Here is a 22,141-nt window from a genome sequence, read left to right as displayed (position 1 = left end):
AGCGATCCGGTCGCAGGTGCAACCGCGCTGTGGTTTGTGTAACGGTTGGTAAGACGAATCGCCGAGCAAGCGTGACGACCGGTATTGCGTACCTGTTGCGTGTGCGACGGCGGCAATTCTTGCGTGCATGGGATGTGCTGAATGCACGGGGGCGTCATCTGCAAGTCATCGTCGTGCCGAGGTGTCGTGCGCGTCGAGCGGCCGGGTCGAGCCGTGCGCACGAAGCGCCGGGTGCGTCACACGCGATCGAGCAATGCGTCGAGGCGGGGCAGCAACGGTGTCGCGCAATGCGCCTGCAACGCGTTCGGTGCGGTGTAGCCCCACGCGACACCCTGGAATGCGATGCGCGCGCGTCGTGCCGCATCGGCGTCGCGGATTTCATCGCCGACGTACAGCACGTCATCGGCGCGCACGCCGGCCTCACGAACGAGCGCGCGCAGGCGACGCGCCTTGCCGAACAGTGGAATGCCGCATGCGAAATGTTCGACGCGGCTGCTGGCACGCGGGCCGAGCCGGTCACGCACGATCTCCTCGGTATTCGACGTGGCGATCGCGATGCGGATGCCGCGCGCGGCGAGCGCGTCGAACGTTTCGCCGACGCCGGGGAACAACGCCACTTGGGCGACGCGCGGCCGCATCAGGCGGCGCATGTCGACCGTGACGCGCGGCACTTTCCACATCGGCACGTCGAGCGCGCGAATGATGTCGCGCGCCGACATGCCGCGCAGCGCCGGGCGCAACTCGGGCGTGGCGTCGCGAAAGCCGTGCATGCGCGACGCTTCCGACAGCGCCGCGAGAAAGCTGTCGAGCGAATCGGCGAGCGTGCCGTCGAAGTCGAATGCGATGAGGCGATAGGGCATGAAGCGGCGTGGCGGGTTCATTGGGCAGGCGACATTGTCACCGAATCGAGGCCCGTTGGCCGCACGGTCGATTGCGCATGCCTCGACCTGGAAATCGACCCGCGCACGCGCGAGGTCACGCGGATCGTGGCGGCCCGGCCGCTGCCGTTGAAGCGTTGCAACGCAGATCGCGCGTTGCGGCCGCCGTGAGCCGGGCGAGCAGATGCCCGTCCGTCGGGATGTAGTCGATACGTGTCACCGCTTGTAGCCCCTCGCGCCGCGCGGTATCGTCGGCATTTCGCCTTCCACCACGCCAACCGGAGACCGACGTGCCCGCTGCCACCCCCGCCACGCTGAGATTTTCCACCGACAAGCGCGAACTCGACGTCGACGCGATCTTCGACTTCCTGCATCGCGACGCGTACTGGTCGCAGGGCATTCCGCGCGATGTGGTCGAGCGTGCGATCGAGGGCTCGTTGTGCTTCGGTGCCTACGTGGGCGACCGGCTCGTCGGGTTCGCGCGGCTCGTGACCGATCACGCGACGTTCGCGTACCTGTGCGACGTGTTCGTGCTGCCGGCCGAACGCGGCAACGGCTACGGTCGCGCGCTGATCGACCACGTGTTCGCGCAGGAGATGGTGCAGGGGCTGCGTCGCATCATGCTCGTGACGTCCGATGCGCACGCGCTGTACCGGCCGGTCGGCTTCGGGCCGTTGGCGAACCCCGAGCGGGTGATGGAGATCCGCCGCCCGGACATCTACGCGAAACGCTGACGAATGGCGCAGCGCATACAATACGCGCTTTCCGTTTTTGCCGAAGAGAAGCCCATCATGACCGAACAGGAAGCCGAACAGCTCGCGACGCATCGCCATTACAAGGGCGGGCTGTATCGCTACATCGGCGTTGCCCGCCATTCCGAAACCGAGGAATCGGTGGTCGTGTACGAACACCTGTGGCCGCATGCACGCGGTCTGTGGGTACGACCGGAAGCGATGTTCAACGGGAACCTCGAAGACGGCACGCCGCGTTTCCGCAAGCTGCGCGACTGATGGACGGCCGGCGGCGCGCGCCGCCGTGCCAGCCGGCGGGGCGGACGTCTACGCGCCGGCCAGCGCCTTTACCAGCTCCGGCGGGGCCGGCTGCCCGACCGTGACTTCCGGCGTGCCGTGCCACGCCGCGAGCTTCTTCACCGCCTTCGCGACATCGGCCGCGAGCCCCGTGCCGAACCGCACGCCCGGCTCGACATGCACGGCCTTCAGTTCGAACGTGCCGAGCGTGCGATGCGCCTTCGCGTCGATGCGCCCGACCAGCCGCCCGCGATGCAGCACCGGCAGGCAGAAATAGCCGTAACGCCGTTTGTGCCCGGGCGTATAGCATTCGATCGTGTAATCGAAACCGAACAGCGTCGATGCACGCCGCCGGTCCCAGACGACCGGGTCGAACGGCGACAGCAGCGTCGTGACCGTCGAGCGCAGCGTGTCGGCTTCCGCGGCGGGCAGCCACGCCTCGAGCGAGCGATGCACGTAGGCCGGCTCCTTCCAGCCGTCGATCGCCACCGGGATCAGGTCGCCTGCGCTCGCGAGCTGCTCGAGTTCCGCGCGGTACGAACGGCGCGGCAGCCGATAGTAGTCGGCCACCCAGTCCGCGCGCACGACGCCGAGCGCGCGGCACGTGTAGTCGAGCAGCGCGGGCAGCACGGCGTGGCGCGGCGGCAGGTCGCGCGCGTCGTCCCAGTCGGGCAGCACGCGCTCGCGCACGTCGTACACGCGCTGGAAATTGCGGCGTTCCGACACCATCAGGTCGCCCGTCGTGAACAGCACTTCCAGGTGACGCTTCTCGGGCTTGCGATCCCACCAGCCGTTGCCTTTCACGCCATCGTCGCGGGCGAAATCGGCCGACCGTACCGGGCCTTCGGCGCGAATCCGCGCGAGCAGCCGCTCGATTTCGGGACGATTCTGCGCATGCCACTCGGCTGCGTACTTCCAGCCCATTCCGGACGGATCGAGCATCTTGTAGCGCATCAGGCCGAACTGCTCGATCGGCAGGAAGCACGCTTCGTGCGACCAGTATTCGAACAGGCGTGCCTCGGCGAGATGCTCGTCGAGCCACTGCGGCGAGAAATCGCCGAGACGGCTGAACAGCACGAGATACGGGCTGCGCGCGACGACGTGGATGGTATCGATCTGCAACTGCGCCATCCGGCGGATCGTGTCGAGCACGTCGGATTTGGTGGCCTTGCGGCGGGGCGGCGTCAGCAGGCCCTGCGCGGCGAGATGCAGCGCGCGGGCGGCGGCGGGCGAGAGCGTAAGCATCGGAAGGGCGGACGGGAGTGATGGTCGGGAACCACTTTAGCGCGAAAGCGGTGCGCGCGCGCGACGTGCCCATGCAACGTGTCTGACAATGGTTGACAGATACGTTTCGCAAGTTTCCCTATAGTGCAGTTCATGGCGCGACGATAAAGGCGCGCAACGATTTTGCTTCCGACGCACATATGTCCATGGCACGCAGGAAGCGAATCCGGGATTCTCAACCCCCATCGGGAGACCCGGAGCCCTGAGCGGACATCCATGCGGCTGTGCACCGGCCCCGTGTGGATGTCCGCTGATTTTTTTGTATTGTCCGGTTTGCTTCGCGAGCCGCGTTCCCTTCCGTCTTTTCCCGTTCGTCTGTCGGCGCGTTATTGCCGCTTGCCGCGCGCGACTTCGTCGCCGGCGCCGGGCGGCAGCCGCCGCGTGATCGGAATCGACGCGAACGAGCACAGCCCGACCACGACGAACGCGGGCCAGAAATCCGACCACACCATCTTCTGATGACCTTGCAGCCAGTGCGAAATGTGCAGCACGAGGCCGGCGACCGTCACGCCCAGGCCGAGCGACATCTGCTGCACGACGCTGCCGAGGCTCGTCGCGCGGCCGGCGTCCCGCGGCGAGATGTCCGCGTAGATCATCGAGTTCAGGCTCGTGAACTGCAGCGCGGGGAAGATGCCGCCGACGAGCACGATCAGCCAGATCGCCCAGGTCGCCATGCCGGGATGGAACACGCCGTAGGCGGCGATCGCGAGGCCCGCGAATGCCGCGTTGTAGATCAGCACCGTGCGGAAGCCGAAGCGGCGCAGCGTATGAGTGGCCGTCGAGCGGCTCATGGCGCCGCCGAACGCGGACGCGCACGTGATGAGCCCCGAATGGAACGCGCTCATGCCGAGCCCTTCCTGCAGCGCGAGCGGCAGCAGGAACGGCACCGCGCCGAGGCCGATACGGAACAGCGACCCGCCGACCACGCTCGCGTGATAGGTGGGGATCTTGAGGAAGCTGAGGTCGAGCACCGGGCGCTCCTTGCGGCGCGCATACGGCACGTAGAGCGCGAGCAGGGCGGTACCGGCCACGCACATGACGAGCGCGTTCGAGCGCGACGTGAGCGAGCCGTCGATCAGCGTGAGACCCATCAGCAGCAGCGCGGCGCCGCTGGCCGACAGCACGAAGCCGAACCAGTCGAGCGGGCCCGGATCGGGCTCGCGCGTATTCGCGATGTGCTTGCTCGCGAGGTAGATCCCGTAGATGCCGATCGGCACGTTGATGAAGAAGATCATCCGCCAGTGCAGGTAGGTCGTGATGAAGCCGCCGACCAGCGGCCCGACCGTGGGCCCGAACAGGGCGGGAATCGCGAGGTAGTTCATCGCGCGCACGAGATCCGAGCGCGGCACGGCGCGGAAGATGATGATGCGGCCGACGGGCACCATCATCGCACCGCCGACGCCTTGGATGAAGCGCGCGAACGTGAGCACGCCGAGGGAACTGGATGCCGCGCACATCAGCGAGCCGACGACGAAGATCCCGATCGCGGTGCGGAACACGGAGCGTGCGCTGAAGCGGTCGGCCAGCCAGCCGCAGATCGGAATGAACACGCCGAGCCCGACCACGTAGGCCGTGATCGCAATGTTCAATGTGACGGGGTTGTGCCCGAAATCCCTCGCCATCGCGGGAAGGGCGGTGACGATGATGTTCGCGTCGACGCTTTCCATGAACAACGCACAGGCAACGATGAGCGGTGCTAGAAAGACGGGCGACATGGGCTGGGCGCGCGGTAAAGACGCCATTATGCCCACATTGTGACCGTTGAGTCACGTACGACAACAGTTGTTCCGCATGTTGCAACAGTCGTCTTTGTTGGCGGACGCCAAGAAAAGAACGACTGCAGAAACGCGGCGCTTGCATCGCGCCGGGATCGCGCGTTCCCATGCGCGGTGATCCTGCTCGGCTCCGATACACCTATCGATCACGCGTGCCGCGTAGAACGCGGCGGCGTAGCGGCGCAGCGACGCGTGTTCGCCTCGCGTTTCGCGGATCGGCGCGCTGTATTCGCACAGCGGCCGCAAGCGCTCCGGCATGGGGACGCCGAGCCATTCGGGGCGCGTCGTCACGGCGATGAACAAGGGTGGGCGAGGTTGCGGTTTGCCGGGGCGGAAGGGTGTTTCTAGAATATGAGCGTTTGCTCATATTCGAAACTCGCATTCCGACCATGGCCGAATCGTCTTCACGAATCCCGCTGTCGCCTCGCAAGGCGCCGCGCCAGCGTCGCTCGCTGGCCACCGTCGACGCGATCGTCGAGGCCGCCGCTCGCATTCTGGAGCGCGACGGCTTCGACGGCTACACGACGAACGCGGTCGCGGCGCTGGCCGGCGTGAGCATCGGTTCGCTCTATCAGTACTTCCCGAATCGCGATGCGCTGACGGCCGCGCTCGTCGAGCGCGAGAGCGCGCATCTGCTCGACGACGTCGACCGGGCTGGCGCGCTGTCGTCGTGCGACGACGTACTGCGCGCACTGGTACGCGCGGCCGTCGCGCACCAGATGCGCCGTCCCGTGCTCGCGCGGCTGATCGATTTCGAGGAGGCGCGGCTGCCGCTCGGCGCGCGCACCGCACGCGTCGTGGATCGTATCCACGCGACGCTGCTGCATGCGCTCGGGCTGCGCGATGCGCCGCGCGTCGCGGCGCCCGACGTCGTCGCGCACGATCTGCTCGCGATCGTGAAAGGGATCGTCGATGCGGCGGGCGCGCGCGGAGAGACCGATGCGGATGCGCTCGACGCGCGCGTGTGGCGGGCCATGCGCGGTTATCTGCGCGAGTCGCGCGAATCGAAACTTGCTTGATGTGCACGTTTCGTGCGACATTCCGACCTACTCGCACCACCAAACGACGCGCATCGATCGAGGGCCATCGAGACGAGCGCGCGCGCGAACGAGACCTCGTGCCGACCCACTCACCATCCAAAGGAGGGGACACGTCATGACGTCACGTCGTGCCGCATCGATCGCATCGCGCTTTTCAGCCCACTTTTCAGCCTGCTTCTCGGCCGGCTTCCCAGCCCGCTTTTCAAGCCGCTTCTCTACGCATTTCCCGCCCCGTCGCTCACCGCCGCCCGTGCCGCGTCTTCGCTGGGCCGCCGCATTGGCCGTCGCGTATCTTGCCGTTGCCGGCTGCGCCGCACAGGCCGACAACACGAACCAGGCCGCCGCACAGGCAACTGCCCAGTCGGCTCCGCCCGCCACGGCCGCGGTTGCCGTCCCCGCATCAGGCACGCTGTTGCCGCCGCCGAGCCAACTCTATGGCGACCTGTTCGTCGCGGTGCAGACCGCGCAGATCTATCCCGACCAGAAGACCTTCGTCGACGCGACGCCCGATAGCGATCCGGCGACGATCGTACAGTTGTATCAGCAACAGAAATCGCAGCCGGGCTTCTCGCTGAAGGCGTTCGTCGGCCAGCATTTCACGCCGCCACCCGAAGGCGGCGTGACGCCGCCGCCGAACCAGACGCTGCGCCAGCACATCGACTGGCTGTGGCCGCAGCTCACGCGCACGAGCACGACGGTGCCGCCCTACAGCTCGCTGATCCCGCTGCCGAAGCCGTATGTCGTGCCGGGTGGCCGTTTCCGCGAAGGCTACTACTGGGATACCTATTTCACGATGCTCGGGCTGCAGGTGTCGGGTCGCGAGGATCTCGTCGACAACATGCTCGACAACTTCGCCCATCTGATCGACACGATGGGGCACATCCCGAACGGCAACCGCACGTACTACGCGAGCCGCTCGCAACCGCCGTTCTTCGCGTACATGGTGACGCTCGCCGCGCAGGCCGAAGGCGACGAGGTCTATCGGAAATACCTGCCGGAACTGCGCAAGGAACATGCGTACTGGATGCAGGGCGAAACCACGACGCCGCGCGGGCAGGCCGTGCGCCACGTGGTCACGATGCCCGACGGCGCGGTGCTGAACCGCTACTGGGACGCGAGCGATACCCCGCGCGACGAGTCGTATCTCGAGGACGTGACGACCGCGAAGTCGGCGCCGGCGCGTCCTGCGAACGAGGTCTACCGCGACCTGCGCGCGGGCGCCGAAAGCGGCTGGGACTACAGCTCGCGCTGGTTCGGCGACGGCAAGACGCTCGCGACGATCCGCACGACGTCGATCGTGCCGGTCGACCTGAACAGCCTGATGTTCCATCTCGAGACGACGATCGTGAAGGGCTGCGCGGTCACGCGCGATGTCGCATGCGTGACCGATTTTTCAGCGCGCGCGGCCCGGCGTGCGGCCGCGATCAACCGCTATCTGTGGAATCGCCGCGGCTACTACGGCGACTACGACTGGCAGCAGCGCAAGCCGCGCGACGCCGTGACGGCCGCCGCGCTGTATCCGTTGTTCGCGGGTGTTGCGTGGCCGGAGCGCGCGAAGGCGACCGCGCGCGAGGTGCGCAAGACGCTGCTGCAGCCGGGCGGTCTCGCGACGACCACCGAGAACACGGGGCAGCAGTGGGATGCGCCGAACGGCTGGGCGCCGCTGCAGTGGATCGCGATCGACGGGCTGCGGCGCTATGGCGAACCGGCGCTCGCGAAGGACATCGGCACGCGCTTCCTGTCCGACGTGAAGCATGTGTACGCGACCGAAGGCAAGCTCGTCGAGAAGTACGTGGTCGAAGGTGCCGGCACGGGCGGCGGCGGGGGCGGCGAATATCCGCTGCAGGACGGTTTCGGCTGGACCAACGGCGTCACGCTGAAACTGCTCGGGCTGTACGGCGAGTGAAGCGCGGCGCGGGCCGCGCGCCTGCGTCGCGCGAGAACGCACGAGCCGGACTGCCGCGCAAGCGGCCGTCCGGCCCGGTTTTGCGTCAGGCTTGCGTTAGAACGTGATCGTCGTGCGCACGCCGACCACCGTTTCGTCGCCGATGCGCGCACCGGCCGCGTTCGGGTTCGGGATGCCGCCGCCCGGGCGGAAGAAGTGCTGCAGGTCCGCTTGCAGTTGCCACCACGGGGTGACCTGGTACTGGTAGGTCGCCTCGACGACCGTTTCCGCACGGCGTACCGGATAGCCGGGCGTCGTGTAGACGCCGGTGTCGCCGTCGAGGCCGCGCGCATGCGAGCCGATCTTCGCGTAGCCGACGGCGATGCCTGCGACGTCGTTGTCGCGTCCCTTGAACGGCGCCTTCAGCGTCACGCCGGCGTTGGCGGCGAAATCGATGATATTGCGATCGCCCGGCGCACCCATCACGCGCGCGAACACGCCGACCGAGCGCGGGCTGTCGGCCGACGGCCGCCACACCATCTGGTCCGCGACCGCATAGAACCCGTAGTTGCCGCGGTGGGTGGCGGCGATGCCGTTGCTCTCCGGATTCGCGAGCGACAGGCCGTCGGTGCCGTAGCGCGGGTCGTTCGCATGCTGCGACTGATACCAGAAGCCGAGCTTGTACGTGCCCGGCAGGCCGGCCGGCTGCGGCGCCTTCGGGTCGGCGGGCGGCGCGTTCAGTGCGTACTGCACTTCGCCGATCACGAACGCGCCGCTGCGCAGGTTGAAGTTGGTGCCGTGCGCGTTCAGCACCTGCGCATCGCCGTCGCTGCGTCCGGCCGGGTTGCCGTCGAACACGCCGACCATCGCAGTCCACGCATCGGCCGGCTTCACGCGCAGCCGCACGCCGAGCGACGACAGCGGATACGCGGGGCCGCCGGCCGGCAGGTCGGTCGACGGCAGCACGGGCCAGCCGAACGTCGCGTTCATGAACGTCGCCGCGTTCTGGCTCACCATGAATTCCTGGTCGACGCTCTGCTGGCCGACCTTCACGTCGACCTTGCCGTCGAGCAGCGACTGCTGGTACCAGAGTTCCCAAAGGCGCGTGGTCGAATTCGCCTCGATGCCGGTCGCGGTCTGCAGCGTCTGCAGGTAGCGCTGTGTGAGGTTGGTGCCGTGAATCTGCAGCGCCGACACGTTGAACGTGCCGCCCGGCAGGCCGATCGCCTTGCCCGTATCGACGTTGAAACTGAATTGCGTGAGCCCTTGGTACGCGCCGCCGCGATTCGTGCCGCCCGACGTGTTGTACAGGTACTCGCTGGTTTCCTGCAGGCTCAGCGTGATGCCGTGGTCGCCGAGCCTGTCGCGCAGGCCGCCCATGTTGCCGAGCAGGTTCGAGCGCTCCCAGAAGCCGGTGGGGGCGGGCGCGGCAGCATCGGCGGCCTGTTGTGCGGGCGCGGCGGCGTCGCTGGCGCCGGCCGCCGGTTCAGCTGCTGCCGGCGGCGACGATTGCGCGAACGCGGGCGCGGCGGCGAGCGACAGCAGCAGCGCGGCGAGTGCATTGACGCGGAACTGGCGCGGGACGGGTTCGAGGTAGTGCTTCATGTGGGTTCCGTTGTCGGTTTGATTAGTTAGGCTGAAGAAACGAAAACGTGATGCGGGTGCGCGGCGAGACGATCGCGCGGCGGCACCTGGCGCGGCGGCGCGACGGGGCGTTACGGCAGCCAGCCGCCGATTCGCCATACCTGCGCGAAGCCGAGGCGCGACGCGGCCGAGCACAGCAGCGCGACGAGCGCGACCGCGGCGGCCATCACGGCGAACAGCAGACAGTCGAGCGGGCGAGGCGCCGCCGGCACGTGGGCGAGTGCCGTAACGCGCCAGTTGCTGAACGCGTGGGCGAGCGGCGAGAGGCCGGAAACGAATGAGCGGTCGCATGCGAGATGCACGATGCGCTTGAGTCTGACCGCGAACGATTGAAGAAACATGACGCTGCCTCCGTCCCGTCCGGCTCGCGCCGGACGACGTGATCGAGCGCGGGCGCGTGACGCGGCCTGCGATCGGAGGGTGGAACGTAATGGAGCGTGCAACGGACGAACCGGCGATGGCCGGCCCGGGAGGAAGCGCGCTAACCCGACGAATGCGAGATAGCGGCGTAAGACATGCGTCTGGCTGCTATCTCGCGATGGCTTGGCCGGCCTGGACCGGCATCGAACTGCAACTAGAGCATGTGTCCACGGAGGGACTCCTGTGATGAATTGCGGCGGATTGTATTCGGGTCGTTTGCTGCGGCGCAAGTAAAAAACGCGCAAAAGGCGCCGTGCTTGGCGTGCGTGTCGCCATGTGCGCGGCGGGGCGCGGCAACGGCGCGAGGGCGGAACGACGAGACGGCGGCGGGGCGCCACGCCGTTGTTCGCACACATCGGATCCTGACCGCGTCGTGACGCGCTGAAAGGTTTCGGCGCGTCGTTTCAAGGGCAAGTCTTTCAGCGCCGCAAGGTACGAAATTTATTTCGGAAAATGGGGTTGGGAGGGGTTGACTTCGCTTTCGGGCCGTCCATAGAATCCGCCATCTTCACTCTTGGGGCCGCCGCCTTGGACGCCTGCAGTAGTCGATCTTCGAACGAAATTTCCGCCTGAGCGACCGACGTCCGCGCCTCATCGAAGCCGCCGTTTGTCTCCCAGGCAAACGGTGCGCGCAGCAGTATTCCGCAGCAAATTCCTACGTGCACCCTGATTCGCGCCGGTTAGCGTGATGCGTCTTCGCATGCGCCGTCCGGTTTCACCGCCGCCCGGCAGGCGGCCGCGTTCGCGCACGCCTTTCCGGGGCTCGCGCGTGCCGGCCCGCACGCCTGGCGGCGGTCAACCGTGTTCTCCGGAACACCGCACAGGAGCCGCCATGAACGACAGTGACAGTTGTCCCTTATGCCCGTTGTACGCACAGACCCTTTTGAACCCGGGTCGCAGGGGCAATCCGGCCGACTAGCCTGACACACCGTTCAGGCCCCGGACTGGCCCCGCGCCCAACACGCGGCCGGCAGCCTGCCGTCGCCGCACGGAGCCAGATCATGAACTTCGGCCTTCTGCTGTCGAATCTCCCGCACGTCACGGAATCGCGCAACCACTACGACGCGATGCTGACGCTCGACGCCCGTCCGCGGGTGTTTTCCCGCCTGTTGAACCAGCTGAAATCCTTGATCCGCTGAACGACGCACCGAGCGCGTCTCGGCATGCGCACACGCGGCCGCCGTCGAGCGGTCGCCCCGCGCGCATTCCAAGATCGCTTGCTCACCAGATAACCATTCGCCGTACGGAACACATCATGTCCACGCCATCCAACGTTTCTCCACCGATCGCCGCCGAACGCAGCGCCGTGCTCGACGAAGCCCACCTGGGCGACATCCGCGGTGCGCTCGGGACGATCGCGCATCACGACACCGGCTCGCGCGGCACGTGGTGGGCGCGCCTGCGCACGCTGCTCGCGATCATCGGCCCGGGCCTCATCGTGATGGTCGGCGACAACGACGCCGGCGCATTCGGCACCTACACGCAGGCCGGCCAGAACTACGGCACGACGCTGCTGTGGACGCTGCTGCTGCTCGTGCCGGTGCTGTACGTGAACCAGGAAATGGTGCTGCGTCTCGGCGCGGTCACGGGTGTCGGCCATGCCCGCCTGATCTTCGAGCGCTTCGGCAAGTTCTGGGGTGCGTTCAGCGTGATCGACCTGTTCCTGCTCAATGCGCTCACCATCGTCACCGAGTTCATCGGCATCACGTTCGTGCTGGATTTCTTCGGGCTGCCAAAGGTGGCCGGCGTGTGCGTGGCCGCGGCGCTGACCATGGCCGCGGTGAGTACCGGGGATTTCCGGCGCTTCGAGCGGTTCGCGATCGGGCTGTGCGTGCTGAGCCTGCTGCTCGTGCCGGTGCTCGTGTCGATCCACCCGCCCGTCGCACAGATGACGCGCGATTTCTTCGTGCCGAACTGGCCCGCGCACGCGAAGCTGTCTGACGTGATGCTGCTCGTGATCGGCATCGTCGGCACGACCGTCGCGCCATGGCAGCTGTTCTTCCAGCAGAGCTACGTGATCGACAAGCGCATCACGCCGCGCTTCATGAAGTATGAAAAGGCCGACCTGTGGATCGGTATCGTGTTCGTGCTGGTCGGTGCGGTCGCCATGATCGGTTTCAGCGCCGCGCTGTTCAACGGGCATCCGGAAGCCGGCAACTTTACCGATGCGAGCGGCATCATCGCGGGCCTCGAGAAGTATGCGGGCCGCACGAGCGCGACGCTGTTCGCGGTGGCGCTGCTCGACGCGTGCATCATCGGCGCGGCGGCCGTCTCGCTGTCGACGGCCTATGCCATCGGCGACGTGTTCAAGATCCGCCACTCGCTGCACCGCGGCGTGTCCGATGCGAAGGGTTTCTATCTCGTGTATTTCGGCATCGTCGCGGCCGCGGCCACGCTCGTGCTGATTCCGGGCAGCCCGCTCGGCCTGCTGACCGAAGCCGTGCAGACGCTCGCGGGCGTGCTGCTGCCGAGCGCGACGGTGTTCCTGCTGGTGCTGTGCAATGACCGCCAGGTGCTTGGGCCCTGGGTCAATTCGACGAAGCTCAACGTGTTCACGGGCGCGGTGATCTGGGTGCTCGTGCTGCTGTCGATCATCCTCACGGCGTCGGTGATGTATCCGGATATCAGCGGCGAAGCGATCGTCGACGTGCTGGTCGGCGGCACCGTGCTCGCGATCACGGGCTATCTCGCCACGGTATTGATTCGCCGCAACAAGCGCGTGGTCGAGCCGGCCGTCGATCGCTCGTTGCGCGACACGTGGCGCATGCCGCCGCTCGACACGCTCGAGCCGCAGAACATGACGCTCGTGACGCGGATCTGGATGGCCGTGCTGCGCGGCTATCTCGTGATCGCGGTCGGTCTCGTGATCGTCAAGGTGGTGCAGATGACGCTGCTGAAGTAACGCGGCGGCTCGCTCGACCGCAAGCGGCACCGCGCCGCCACCCGCACATGCCGGCCCGCGAGGCCGGCATGTGCGTTTACCGACGCGTGTGACGACGGCACGCGGCGCGACGTCAGATCAGTTCGAGCTTCGACGTCAGGTACGTGAGCTGGATCCGGTTTGCGACGCCGAAGCGCTTGCGCAGCTTGCGCAGGTGATAGTCGACGTTGTGCGCGCTGGTGTCGAGGCGCCGGCCGATCTCCTTGTCGGACGCGCCTTCGGCGATGCCGAGCAGCAGTTCCTGCTCGAACGGCGTGAGCCCGTTTACCGCGCGTTCGCGCGACGTCGAGATCAGTTGCGGCGACGCGAACTTGTGCACCGACAGCCCGATCGACAGCGCCTGCTCGATCGTCGCCGGCGTGATCCATTCGCGCGTGCGGCGCGGCGCGGTGAAGCTCATGAACGCGTGCAGACGCGTGCCGGGCACGGCCATCGAATACATGATGCCGCTGCACATCCCGTCGTCCTGCATCGTCTGCAGGAAGCCGTCGAGCGCGGCGGGCGTCGCGCGCGGGCCGGCGTCGTGCTCGCGGTGGTCGCGGCGTAGTTGCTGCAGGTCCCACACGATCGGCATGTTGCACACGCGTGCGCCGAGCGTGCGCGGATCGACGTCGTGATGGTTGTGCCGCACGTAGTCGCCGCGATAGGTGGCCGGCGTGAAGGCTTCGTGCAGGTAGAGGCTTTCGACCCGCTCGTGCGCGAATTCGAGTGCGAAGTACGCGAACGTCGAGAAACCCGTCAGATGCAGCAGGCTCGCGACGATCCGGTTGCGCTCGGCCGTGCTCTGCGCGTGCGCGAGCGTATCGGCGACGCCGAGCTTCGGCGCATGCGGCTGCGTGAGCTCGCCGCGCTTCACGTCGTCGCACCAGACGACCTGCACCGGGCGCTCCCGCAGCACGTCGGGGCGCGCGTTCAGCCCGTGCGACGGACGGGCAATGGTTGAGGCGACCGCTTCTTCATGCAATGCAATATCGGACATGAGCCATCCCTCGGAATCGACGCGCATCGCCTGGCGGCGGCCGTATCGTGTACGGCATTCGCGGCGGTGCGATCGAGCATCGTGTGATATGCGCCGATCGTCATCCCTGACGAAACGCGGGGGCATTGTACAAAAATGCGTCGGTGCGCGTAATATGCCGTAATACTAATCGCGGTGAAAGTTTCATATTCGCACGCGTATAACGACGACCAGAAAATCCTAAAGAAAAGACCAGATCGTGACGGGGCGCAGTTTCACATATTGGGAAAGGGCGGGCTCCTCATGACACATGCTGACGGCGCACCACGCGTCGAGTGGTTCTCACAAGCCGATATAACGGCGGCTGCCGCTTATTCGAGCGAATATCAGTCAATCGAGCGCGACGTTTTTACCGGCTTGCAAATTACGCCAGGTAAATCCGACTTCGCATCGGTCGATTTCGCGCAATGCCATGCGCGATTGCGGCAAATCGGATTCAGCACGCTCGGTTACGGCGCGTACGAAATGATCGGGCGGCGCATCCTGTGCGCGCACCTGCTGCGCGACCTCGCGCCGGCGACATTCATGCAGCCGTTCATCGAAGGCATGCTCTACGAAAGCGACCCGCGTTTCGCGCAGGTGCGGCAGAGCGGCTTTCCGGTCGCGTGGCGGCTCGACGAGATCGAAGCGGCCGCGCAGGGCAGCGGCGACCGCAAGGTGCTCGCGCTTGCCGGCCATCTGCGCGCGCACGCGATGAACAGCGGCGTGATCTTCGGGCTGTCGGCGCCGCGCCTCGACCTGCGTGTCGCGGTGAACCTGACGTCGGAGACGCACGGCACCGACTGGATCGACGATCGCGTGATCGGCGGCGCGTTGTCGGTCAGCCTTGCCGTGCATCGCGTCGCGCTGCCGTTCCTCGAGGCGCGCGTCGCGCGCATGCGCGGCTTTGCGCTCGGCGACGAACAGCAGCAGGTGCTCGACCGCCTCGTGCACGGGCTGTCCGATCAGGAGATCGCGAGCGCGCTGCGCACGTCGCTGCACAAGGTCGGTCACCATATTCGCTCGCTCGAAAAACTCTTCAACGTGCAGAACCGTGCGCAACTCGCGTACCTCGCCGCACGGCGGATGCCGTCCGACCTGACGTCCGCCTGACGCGCGCGCCGGCGGCCCGGCGCGCGATGGAAGCGGTTCCGGCGGCGCGTGCCGGAACGTGCCGCCGGGTTTCGTAGTCCGATTCGATCGTGGCCGGAAAACGCGCTTTCACGCTACGAGGCGCGTGCCTTTTTCCGTCGTTCCCCGTCGCTACACTCGTCCCATTCAACGGTCCGTGCGACATGGGGCAGGGTTGCCCGTACCAGCAGGCAATAACGACAGGACGACGGCACGATGGCAGAACCGAAGGCGCTCCCCCGCGACTGGCAGCGGTTGTTTTCCGCTGGCCGCGGCGTGTCCGGACGGCGCCTCGGGGGCGCATCGCCGCGCGCCGACCTGTTTCTCGCGACGTTCATCGTCGCGGTCGTCGCGCTGTTCATCCTGCCGCTGCCGCAGGCCGCGCTCGACGGAATGATCTCGCTGAATCTCGCCGCGAGCGTCGTGTTGCTGACGGTGTCGACCTACGTGCCGTCGGCGGTCAGCTTCTCGTCGTTTCCGGCGCTGCTGCTGTTCACGACGCTGTTCCGGCTCGCGCTGAACATCGCGTCGTGCAAGCTGATCCTGCTGCATGCGAACGCGGGTCACGTGATCGACGCATTCGGGCGGCTCGTGGTGGGCAACAACGTCGTGGTGGGCGGCGTGGTGTTCCTCGTGATCGCCGTCGTGCAGTTCATCGTGATCGCGAAGGGCTCGGAGCGGGTGGCCGAGGTCGGCGCGCGCTTCTCGCTCGATGCGATGCCGGGCAAGCAGATGAGCATCGACGCGGACCTGCGCGCGGGCATCATCAGCGCCGACGAAGCGCGCGAACGCCGCGAGAAGCTCGAGCAGGAATCGCAGATGCACGGCGCGATGGACGGCGCGATGAAGTTCGTGAAGGGCGACGCGATCGCCGGCCTCGTGATCGCGTTCATCAACATCGTCGCGGGGATCGCGGTCGGCACGCTGATGCACGGCATGGATATCGGGGAAGCGCTGCAACGTTACGCGATCCTGACGGTCGGCGACGGGATGGCGTCGCAGATCCCGTCGCTGCTCGTGTCGATCGCGGCCGGCATCGTGACGACGCGTGTCGCGACCCGCGATGCACGGCAGCGCCAGCTCGGCGAACAGCTCGGCGAGCAGCTGGGCGCGCATCCGCGCGCATTGCTGATCGCGGCGTTCGTGCTGAGCGGTTTTCTCGTCGTACCCGGTTTTCCGAAATGGTCGTTCGCGCTGATCGCGCTCGGCCTCGGCGCGTTCGCGTTCTCGCAGCTCAGGCGCAAGACGGCCGCGCCGAGCTTCAACCTGATTCATGTCGCGGGGCGCGTCGGCGCGGTCGACGACGGCCAGCCCGCGAAGGTGTCGCATGCGGCCGGCGTCACGTCGCTGATCGCGGTGTCGCTGTCCGACGACCTGCGCACGAGCCTGAACCTGGCGCACCTGCAGGCCGCGCTGTCGAGCGCGAAGGCGCGCGTCGACGCGGACATCGGCACGGTGTTCCCGCGCATCACGCTGAACGACGACGAAGGCGCGGCGGCCGGCACGTACCGGATCTACCTGCAGGACGTGCTCGCCGCGCAAGGCGCGCTGAAGCCGGGCTGGCTGCTGTGGGACGGTGTCGCGCCGCTGCCCGAGCGCGCGGAGCGCCAGCCGGCCGAAGCGTTCGGCCCGTTCGCGACCGCGCTGTGGATCAAGCCCGACGGCGCCGCGCCCGACGGCAGGTGGCTGTCGAGCGAAGGCGCGCTCGCCGCGCACGTCGAGCAGATCGTGCGCCAGCATGCGGACGAACTGCTCGGGATCCAGGAGACGCAGGCGCTCGTGCATCTGGTGCGCCGCGATCACCCGGAGCTCGTCGGCGAACTGACGCGGCTCGTGCCGCTGCAGCGCGTGACCGAGGTGTTGCGCCGGCTGCTGGCGGAACAGGTGCCGATCCGCAATCTGCGCGTGATCTTCGAGAGCCTGATCACGTGGGCGCCGAACGAACCCGACGACGTGATCGCGCTGGTCGAACTCGTGCGTGTCGACCTGCGCCGGATGATCACCGACCGCCATGCGGGCACGACGCGCCAGCTGCGGGTCGTGCTGTTCGAGCAGAACCTGCAGGAGCGGATCGAGCGTGCGGTGATGCGCACGAAGCAGGGGAATTTCCTCGCGCTGTCGAGCGCGGTCAAGCAGGACATCGGCGAGCAGGTGCGCGCGATCGTGCAGGCCGCGCAGGCGGCCGGCCCCGGCGGTCACGGCACTGCGCAGGGCGCCGCGCGGCTCGCGGTGATGGTCGCGCTCGGCGCGCGCCGCTACGTGAAGACGATCCTGCAGCCGGTGCTGCCCGACCTCGCGGTGCTGTCGTACCAGGAGGTCGAGGAGGACGTGCAGCTGCATACGGTCGGCTGGGTCAAGAACCCGCCGGACGACGGGACGGTCGGCGCGGGCGCCGACGTGCGCGTGCCGGGAGCCGTGCAATGACCAGCTCGACGATCCTCGACCTGACGCGGCAGGCGCTGATGCTCGTGCTGCTGCTGTCGCTGCCGATCGTGCTGATCGCCACCGTCACCGGCCTCGTCGTCGCGATTCTGCAGGCCGTCACGCAGGTGCAGGACGCCAATATCGGCATCGCGGTGCGGCTGATCGCCGTGATGGTCGCCCTCGTGCTGCTGTCGGGCTGGCTCGGCGGCGAAGTGCTGCGTTTCGCGCAGCAGGCGCTGGAACGCATGTTCGTTTCTTCCACAGGAGTGCTTTGATGCGTCGACGCGTCGCCTCGATCCGGTTTCAACCGCGCAGCCTGCAACGGGCCGCGCTTGCCGTGTGCGCGAGCGCGCTGCTCGCGGCATCGCTGTGCATGGCGCCCGCGCAGCCCGCGCGCGCCGCGGACCTGCGCTGGCGCAACAAGCCGTTCACGATCGTCGCGAACGGCAAGAAGATCGGCGACTTCATCCGCGAGCTCGCGTCGTCGCAGGGCGTGACGGCGGTGGTCGACCCGAAGGTCGACGGCGTGATCAGCGGCCGCTTCTCCGGTACGCCGCAGCAGACGCTGGATACGATCTGCTCGACCTACGGCCTGACCTGGTACTACGACGGATCGTTCCTGTACGTCGATCCGGCCGACCAGTCGCAGACGCAGATGATCCCGATCCCGCCGAATGCCTCCGGAGAAATCGGCCGCGCGCTGCAGGCCATGCAGATCCCCGACAAGCGCTACACGCTGGTGATCAACGACCGCGCGAACAGCGTGTACGTGGCCGGCCCGCGCCGCTACGTCGAACTCGTGCGGCAGGCGGTGGGCTCGGTCGGCGACCCGTCGGCGAACGGCGCGCACGCGGACATCCGCGCGTTCCGGCTCAAGTACGGCTGGGCGTCGGATTTCACGATCAACCGCTCCGGCAAGGAAGTGACGGTGCCGGGCGTCGCGACGATCCTGCGGCGGCTGTTCGGCAAGGCGGCCGACACGACCGCGGCGCCGTCGAACCCGTCGCTCGGGCAGGCCGCGCGCCAGGTGAAGCTCGGCTCGGGGCTGACGATCGCGGTGCCGCGCCTCGATTTCCCCGACATCTCCGGCGGCCCGCGTTCGGGCGGCTATGCCGGCGACGGCAGCATGGGCGGCGGGTTCTCGCCGTTCTCGAACGGCGGCGGCGACACGCTGCCGCAGATCGTCGCCGACCCGGCGATCAACGCGGTGATCGTGCGCGACCTGCCGGAGAACATGTACCGCTACCAGTCGCTGATCGGCCAGCTCGACGAGCGGCCGCGCATCGTCGAGATCAACGTGACGATCATCGACATCAACGAGGATTCGCTCGACAGCCTCGGGATCGACTGGCGCCTGCACACGACGCACGGCGACGTGCAGATCGGCAATGGCCAGAATGCGCTGAACGGCAACACGCAGTACAACGGCAGCGGCAATCCGCCGCTGACGTTCGGGATCGGCACGTCGGAAACCGGGCAGACGGGCACCTTCATGCCGACCGGCATCGCGCTGACCGCGTCGATCGGCGGGTCGCTGCGCAACTACCTGCTCACGCGCGTGAACGCGCTCGCGCAGAAGGGGCAGGCGCAGCTGCGATCGAAGCCGAAGGTGCTCGCGCTCGACAACACCGAGGCGATCCTCGAGAACCTCACGCAGTTCTACGTGCAGGTGCCGGGCTACCAGGATTCGTCGCTGTACAGCGTGACGACCGGCACGAGCATCAAGGTGACGCCGATGATCGTCGACGAGGCGATCCGCAATGCGGCCGCCGTATCCGGCAACCCGCAGAGCGTGATGATGTCGATCGACATCCAGGACGGCAACATCGTGCCGGGGCAGGCCGTGTCGAACGTGCCGGTGATCCAGCAGCGCAACATCGTCACCAAGACGATGATCGACGAAGGCAAGAGCCTGCTGATCGCGGGTTTCAACGACGACGAGGTGCGGCTGAACAAGAGCGGCGTGCCCTGGCTGTCCGACATTCCGCTGATCGGCAATCTGTTCAAGTACACCGACAAGTCGGGCAACCACATGGAGCGGTTCTACCTGCTGACGCCGCGCGTGGTGACGACCGCGTCGATGTATGCGCCCGACGGCTCGCCGGTGAACCCGGGCGCCGACGGGCCGGCCAGTCCGGAAGGGATGTCGATGTACCGGCCGCCGGACAACGACGTCGCGGTGCCGCTGACGCCGAAGCCGCTGCCCGGCACGAAGTTCGGGCCGCCCGCGTTGCCGCCGCCGTCGGGTTCGGCGTCGCAGCCGGCGGCGACGACCGCAGGAGTTACCCCGCATGTCGACGACCATCATTGATCCGCACGGCGACGGTGCATTGCCCGGCGGCGCGGGAGGCGCGGGGGCCGGTTCGGCCGCGCCCGCGTCGCCGTGGAACCTGTGCTTCCTGAGCGGGCCGATGTACGGCCGCACGATGTCGCTCGCGCGCGGCGCGAACTGGGTCGGCACCGCGGCCGACTGCGAGGTGATCCTGCCCGATCGCGAGATTGGCGCGAAACAGGTGTGCCTGCAGGTCGGCGCGCTCGCGGTGACCGTGCAGAACCACGGCGGCGACGCCGGCGCACCGGTCCTGTTCAACGACGAGCCGCTCGGCGCGGGCCGCCGCTCGCTGACGCCGCACGACGTCGTGACGGTCGGCTCGATCCGGCTCGGCATCGCGCGGCACGCGCAGGCGAGCGTCGCGCTGCCGGATGAAGCCGGCACGCCGGACCCCGCGCGCGAGGCGGCGTGGCTCGGCTGGCTCGCGGGCGGACTGCGCCGCCTCGGCAGCCGGCGGCTCGTGATCGCGCTGGTCGCGCTGTGGCTCGGCGTGCTGCTCGGCGCGCTCGGCTACGGTTTCGTCACGTGGTCGGGGCGCCTGCCGTGGCAGCACGAATCGGTGCTCGCGCGCACGCACCGGCTGCAGCAACTGCTGCGCGCGTACCCGGAGCTGGCCGTCGCGCCGCGCGACGACGGCGTGATCGTGTCGGGCTACGTGAGCGATCCGGCCGCGCGCGAACGCGTCGCGCAGATCGTCGCGGGCGTCGACAACGCGGCGCTCGGCAACATCTACGTAGTCAGCGACCTGGTCGCGACCGCGCAGACCTATTTCAGCGACACGGCGCTGACGGTCGCGTATCTCGGCCGCGGCCGGATCGAGCTGACGGGCGCGGCCGCGCGCGCGCAGATCGAACCGCGTATCCGCAACTACATGAAGGATGCGCGTCCGGCGCTCGAGGTGGTCGATCACGTGCGCGATGCCGACGCGGGCGCGCCGCGCACCGCGACGACGCTCGGCGGCACGGCGGGGATTCCGGAGATCACGACCGTGTTCGCCGGCGACGGCGACCAGCGCTACATCGAGACCGCCGACGGCAGCCGCTATTTCGAGGGCGCGCGGCTGAAGGAGGGCGCGACGGTCGTGTCGATCGGCCCGGACGAAGTCGTGTTCGAGCGCAACGGCCAGCGCATCACGATGCCGCTCGGCGGCCCGTCGGCGCATGCGCCCGAGCAGGTTCCGGCGCCGCCCGTGGCGCCGCTCGCGAGCGGCGCGGCGGCAGGGATCGCGCAACCGGTGCCGACGTCGTTGCCGGATGGTTTGCCGTCCGATGCCGCGGCGGCCGATGCCGCGCCGGCCGGTGCCGCGGCGCAACGCGCATCGAAGGACGCGGCGCACTAGCGTCGTGACAGGTCATGCGCATCGCGCGGCGCGCGGTGCGCGCATTACGCGGGGCGTCGCGAGCGTGCGGCGCCCCACGTCGACGGCGGGGCATGGGGCTTCCGTCGCCAGGTGGATGACGTTCACGTAAAGGAGCGCAACATGGGTACGCAGGCAGCAGGTGGTGCAACCAACACGAACCAGGTCCAGCAGCAGGCGGACGACCTGACCAAGACGCAGCTCGAACTGACGAAGATCAACTTCCAGGTCCAGCAGTCGACCGCGACGTTCGAAACCAGCAACGCCGTGACTGCGCAGGAGGGGACGGCGAACGCCCAGGTCGCGCAACACCTGAGCTCGGCCGGCCGCGCATGACGCCGGCCGCCGGCCACGCCGCGCGCCGTTGTGCGCCGGGCGTGCCCGCGACGGGCGCCCGGTGGCGGCGGTGCGCGTGCCGGCCGGCCGGTTCCGGGCGGGCCCGACCGATCCGGTCCGGCGCCTGCTTTTCGAGGAGGGCATGGACATGTCAGTGACAGGCGTAGGCGCGGCGCCGCCGGGCGCGGCCGCGCTCGCGGGGACCGCGCAGCAAACGGGCACGGCGTCCGATCCGGCGCAGGTGCGCCAGTTCGATGCGTTGATGCAGCCGGGCGCTTCACCAGCGCCGCCGCCGTCTTCGTCGGGCGTCGCGATGTCGCGCGCACCGGCCGATGCGTCGCCGGCCGTGCAGATGACGCCCGCGCAGGCGAACCCGTCGTCGCTCGTCGAGCGGTTGCGTACCTACGGCAACGATCTCGACGCGCGGTACGCGAACATCGACAAGCATCGCAGCGAGATGCTGACGTCGATGGCCGACAGCCGCAGCGATCCGATGATGACGATGGTGAAGGCGATGGATTTTCAGTGGACGGCGACCACCACGATTTCGGAATACCAGTTGAGCCTGTCGGTCGCGCAGGCGGCGAACGGCTTCACGCACACGGTGCTGAAGACGCAGGAGTGAAAGCGCGCGTGCGGGCCGAGTGCGGCCTCACGCGCCCTGAAGCG

The 22,141-nt window shown here is 67.9% G+C and carries 20 protein-coding genes; 13 read left to right on the top strand and 7 right to left on the bottom strand.

Going from position 1 to position 22,141, the window contains the following annotated elements; translation table 11 throughout:
* Window positions 1-236: 236 nt before the first annotated feature.
* A complete protein-coding gene (locus HWX39_RS15195; protein WP_175968834.1) occupies window positions 237-860 on the bottom strand; it encodes an HAD hydrolase-like protein in 624 nt (207 codons plus the stop codon).
* A 308-nt stretch (window positions 861-1,168) separates the two neighbouring features.
* Between HWX39_RS15195 and HWX39_RS36245 the strand changes: the two genes are divergently transcribed.
* Together HWX39_RS36245 and HWX39_RS36240 are read left to right on the top strand one after the other, a co-directional pair.
* The gene (locus tag HWX39_RS36245; protein ID WP_244135007.1) at window positions 1,169-1,612 is read left to right on the top strand and encodes a GNAT family N-acetyltransferase; all 444 of its coding nucleotides are present in this window, start codon (window positions 1,169-1,171) and stop codon (window positions 1,610-1,612) included.
* Window positions 1,613-1,669: 57 nt separating this feature from the next.
* Window positions 1,670-1,888, top strand: a complete 219-nt coding sequence (locus HWX39_RS36240; RefSeq protein WP_006480837.1) for a DUF1653 domain-containing protein — start codon at window positions 1,670-1,672, stop codon at window positions 1,886-1,888.
* A gap of 48 nt (window positions 1,889-1,936) precedes the next feature.
* On the opposite strand, the gene HWX39_RS15185 is transcribed toward HWX39_RS36240, so the two are convergent.
* The 3 genes from HWX39_RS15185 to HWX39_RS15175 form a co-directional block, all read right to left on the bottom strand.
* Entirely contained in the window at window positions 1,937-3,151 is a 1,215-nt protein-coding gene (locus HWX39_RS15185) for a crosslink repair DNA glycosylase YcaQ family protein (protein WP_175968833.1), read from the bottom strand.
* Between the two features lie 365 nt (window positions 3,152-3,516).
* Complete coding sequence (locus HWX39_RS15180; RefSeq protein ID WP_175968832.1) at window positions 3,517-4,905, bottom strand: MFS transporter; 1,389 nt, start codon at window positions 4,903-4,905, stop codon at window positions 3,517-3,519.
* A 51-nt stretch (window positions 4,906-4,956) separates the two neighbouring features.
* Entirely contained in the window at window positions 4,957-5,268 is a 312-nt protein-coding gene (locus HWX39_RS15175; RefSeq protein ID WP_175968831.1) for a darcynin family protein, read from the bottom strand.
* Between the two features lie 86 nt (window positions 5,269-5,354).
* On the opposite strand from HWX39_RS15175, the gene HWX39_RS15170 reads away from it, so the two are divergent.
* Together HWX39_RS15170 and treA are read left to right on the top strand one after the other, a co-directional pair.
* The gene (locus HWX39_RS15170) at window positions 5,355-5,984 is read left to right on the top strand and encodes a TetR/AcrR family transcriptional regulator (RefSeq protein WP_175968830.1); all 630 of its coding nucleotides are present in this window, start codon (window positions 5,355-5,357) and stop codon (window positions 5,982-5,984) included.
* A 136-nt stretch (window positions 5,985-6,120) separates the two neighbouring features.
* Window positions 6,121-7,911 (top strand): alpha,alpha-trehalase TreA, encoded by a 1,791-nt coding sequence (gene treA / locus HWX39_RS15165; protein ID WP_175968829.1) that lies wholly within the window; start codon window positions 6,121-6,123, stop codon window positions 7,909-7,911.
* A gap of 96 nt (window positions 7,912-8,007) precedes the next feature.
* On the opposite strand, the gene HWX39_RS15160 is transcribed toward treA, so the two are convergent.
* Both HWX39_RS15160 and HWX39_RS15155 read right to left on the bottom strand, forming a co-directional pair.
* A complete protein-coding gene (locus tag HWX39_RS15160; protein ID WP_175968828.1) occupies window positions 8,008-9,495 on the bottom strand; it encodes a carbohydrate porin in 1,488 nt (495 codons plus the stop codon).
* 110 nt (window positions 9,496-9,605) lie between these two features.
* Window positions 9,606-9,875, bottom strand: coding sequence for a hypothetical protein (locus HWX39_RS15155; RefSeq protein ID WP_175968827.1), 270 nt, complete (start codon window positions 9,873-9,875; stop codon window positions 9,606-9,608).
* A 1,080-nt stretch (window positions 9,876-10,955) separates the two neighbouring features.
* On the opposite strand from HWX39_RS15155, the gene HWX39_RS15150 reads away from it, so the two are divergent.
* Complete coding sequence (locus HWX39_RS15150) at window positions 10,956-11,093, top strand: hypothetical protein (RefSeq protein WP_165765561.1); 138 nt, start codon at window positions 10,956-10,958, stop codon at window positions 11,091-11,093.
* 116 nt (window positions 11,094-11,209) lie between these two features.
* Window positions 11,210-12,856: an Nramp family divalent metal transporter gene (locus tag HWX39_RS15145; RefSeq protein WP_175968826.1), complete on the top strand. Its 1,647-nt coding sequence runs from the start codon at window positions 11,210-11,212 to the stop codon at window positions 12,854-12,856.
* Window positions 12,857-12,968: 112 nt separating this feature from the next.
* On the opposite strand, the gene HWX39_RS15140 is transcribed toward HWX39_RS15145, so the two are convergent.
* Complete coding sequence (locus tag HWX39_RS15140; RefSeq protein ID WP_069261202.1) at window positions 12,969-13,874, bottom strand: LuxR family transcriptional regulator; 906 nt, start codon at window positions 13,872-13,874, stop codon at window positions 12,969-12,971.
* Window positions 13,875-14,156: 282 nt separating this feature from the next.
* On the opposite strand from HWX39_RS15140, the gene HWX39_RS15135 reads away from it, so the two are divergent.
* The 7 genes from HWX39_RS15135 to HWX39_RS15105 all read left to right on the top strand — a co-directional run bounded on the left by HWX39_RS15135 (window position 14,157) and on the right by HWX39_RS15105 (window position 22,097).
* Window positions 14,157-15,005, top strand: coding sequence for an autoinducer binding domain-containing protein (locus HWX39_RS15135; RefSeq protein ID WP_069260414.1), 849 nt, complete (start codon window positions 14,157-14,159; stop codon window positions 15,003-15,005).
* A gap of 234 nt (window positions 15,006-15,239) precedes the next feature.
* Complete coding sequence (sctV, locus tag HWX39_RS15130) at window positions 15,240-17,447, top strand: type III secretion system export apparatus subunit SctV (RefSeq protein WP_175968825.1); 2,208 nt, start codon at window positions 15,240-15,242, stop codon at window positions 17,445-17,447.
* Window positions 17,444-17,722 (top strand): type III secretion system export apparatus subunit SctS, encoded by a 279-nt coding sequence (gene sctS / locus HWX39_RS15125; RefSeq protein ID WP_006480854.1) that lies wholly within the window; start codon window positions 17,444-17,446, stop codon window positions 17,720-17,722. Before sctV ends, sctS begins: the two co-directional genes overlap by 4 nt.
* Window positions 17,722-19,758 carry a type III secretion system outer membrane ring subunit SctC gene (gene sctC / locus HWX39_RS15120; RefSeq protein ID WP_069260412.1) on the top strand — a complete coding sequence of 679 codons (2,037 nt, stop codon included), beginning with the start codon at window positions 17,722-17,724 and terminating at the stop codon, window positions 19,756-19,758. Before sctS ends, sctC begins: the two co-directional genes overlap by 1 nt.
* A complete protein-coding gene (sctD, locus tag HWX39_RS15115; protein WP_175968824.1) occupies window positions 19,739-21,118 on the top strand; it encodes a type III secretion system inner membrane ring subunit SctD in 1,380 nt (459 codons plus the stop codon). The genes sctC and sctD overlap by 20 nt, the downstream gene beginning before the upstream one ends.
* Before the next feature lie 141 nt (window positions 21,119-21,259).
* Entirely contained in the window at window positions 21,260-21,472 is a 213-nt protein-coding gene (locus HWX39_RS15110) for a hypothetical protein (protein WP_034180511.1), read from the top strand.
* A 148-nt stretch (window positions 21,473-21,620) separates the two neighbouring features.
* Window positions 21,621-22,097 carry a hypothetical protein gene (locus HWX39_RS15105; protein WP_175968823.1) on the top strand — a complete coding sequence of 159 codons (477 nt, stop codon included), beginning with the start codon at window positions 21,621-21,623 and terminating at the stop codon, window positions 22,095-22,097.
* The last annotated feature ends 44 nt before the right edge of the window (window positions 22,098-22,141 follow it).

This window comes from Burkholderia sp. BCC0322 (assembly GCF_902833045.1).
Lineage (GTDB): Bacteria > Pseudomonadota > Gammaproteobacteria > Burkholderiales > Burkholderiaceae > Burkholderia.
Note: the sequence above shows the minus strand (reverse complement) of the source record. Positions and strands in the feature narration are given on the sequence as shown.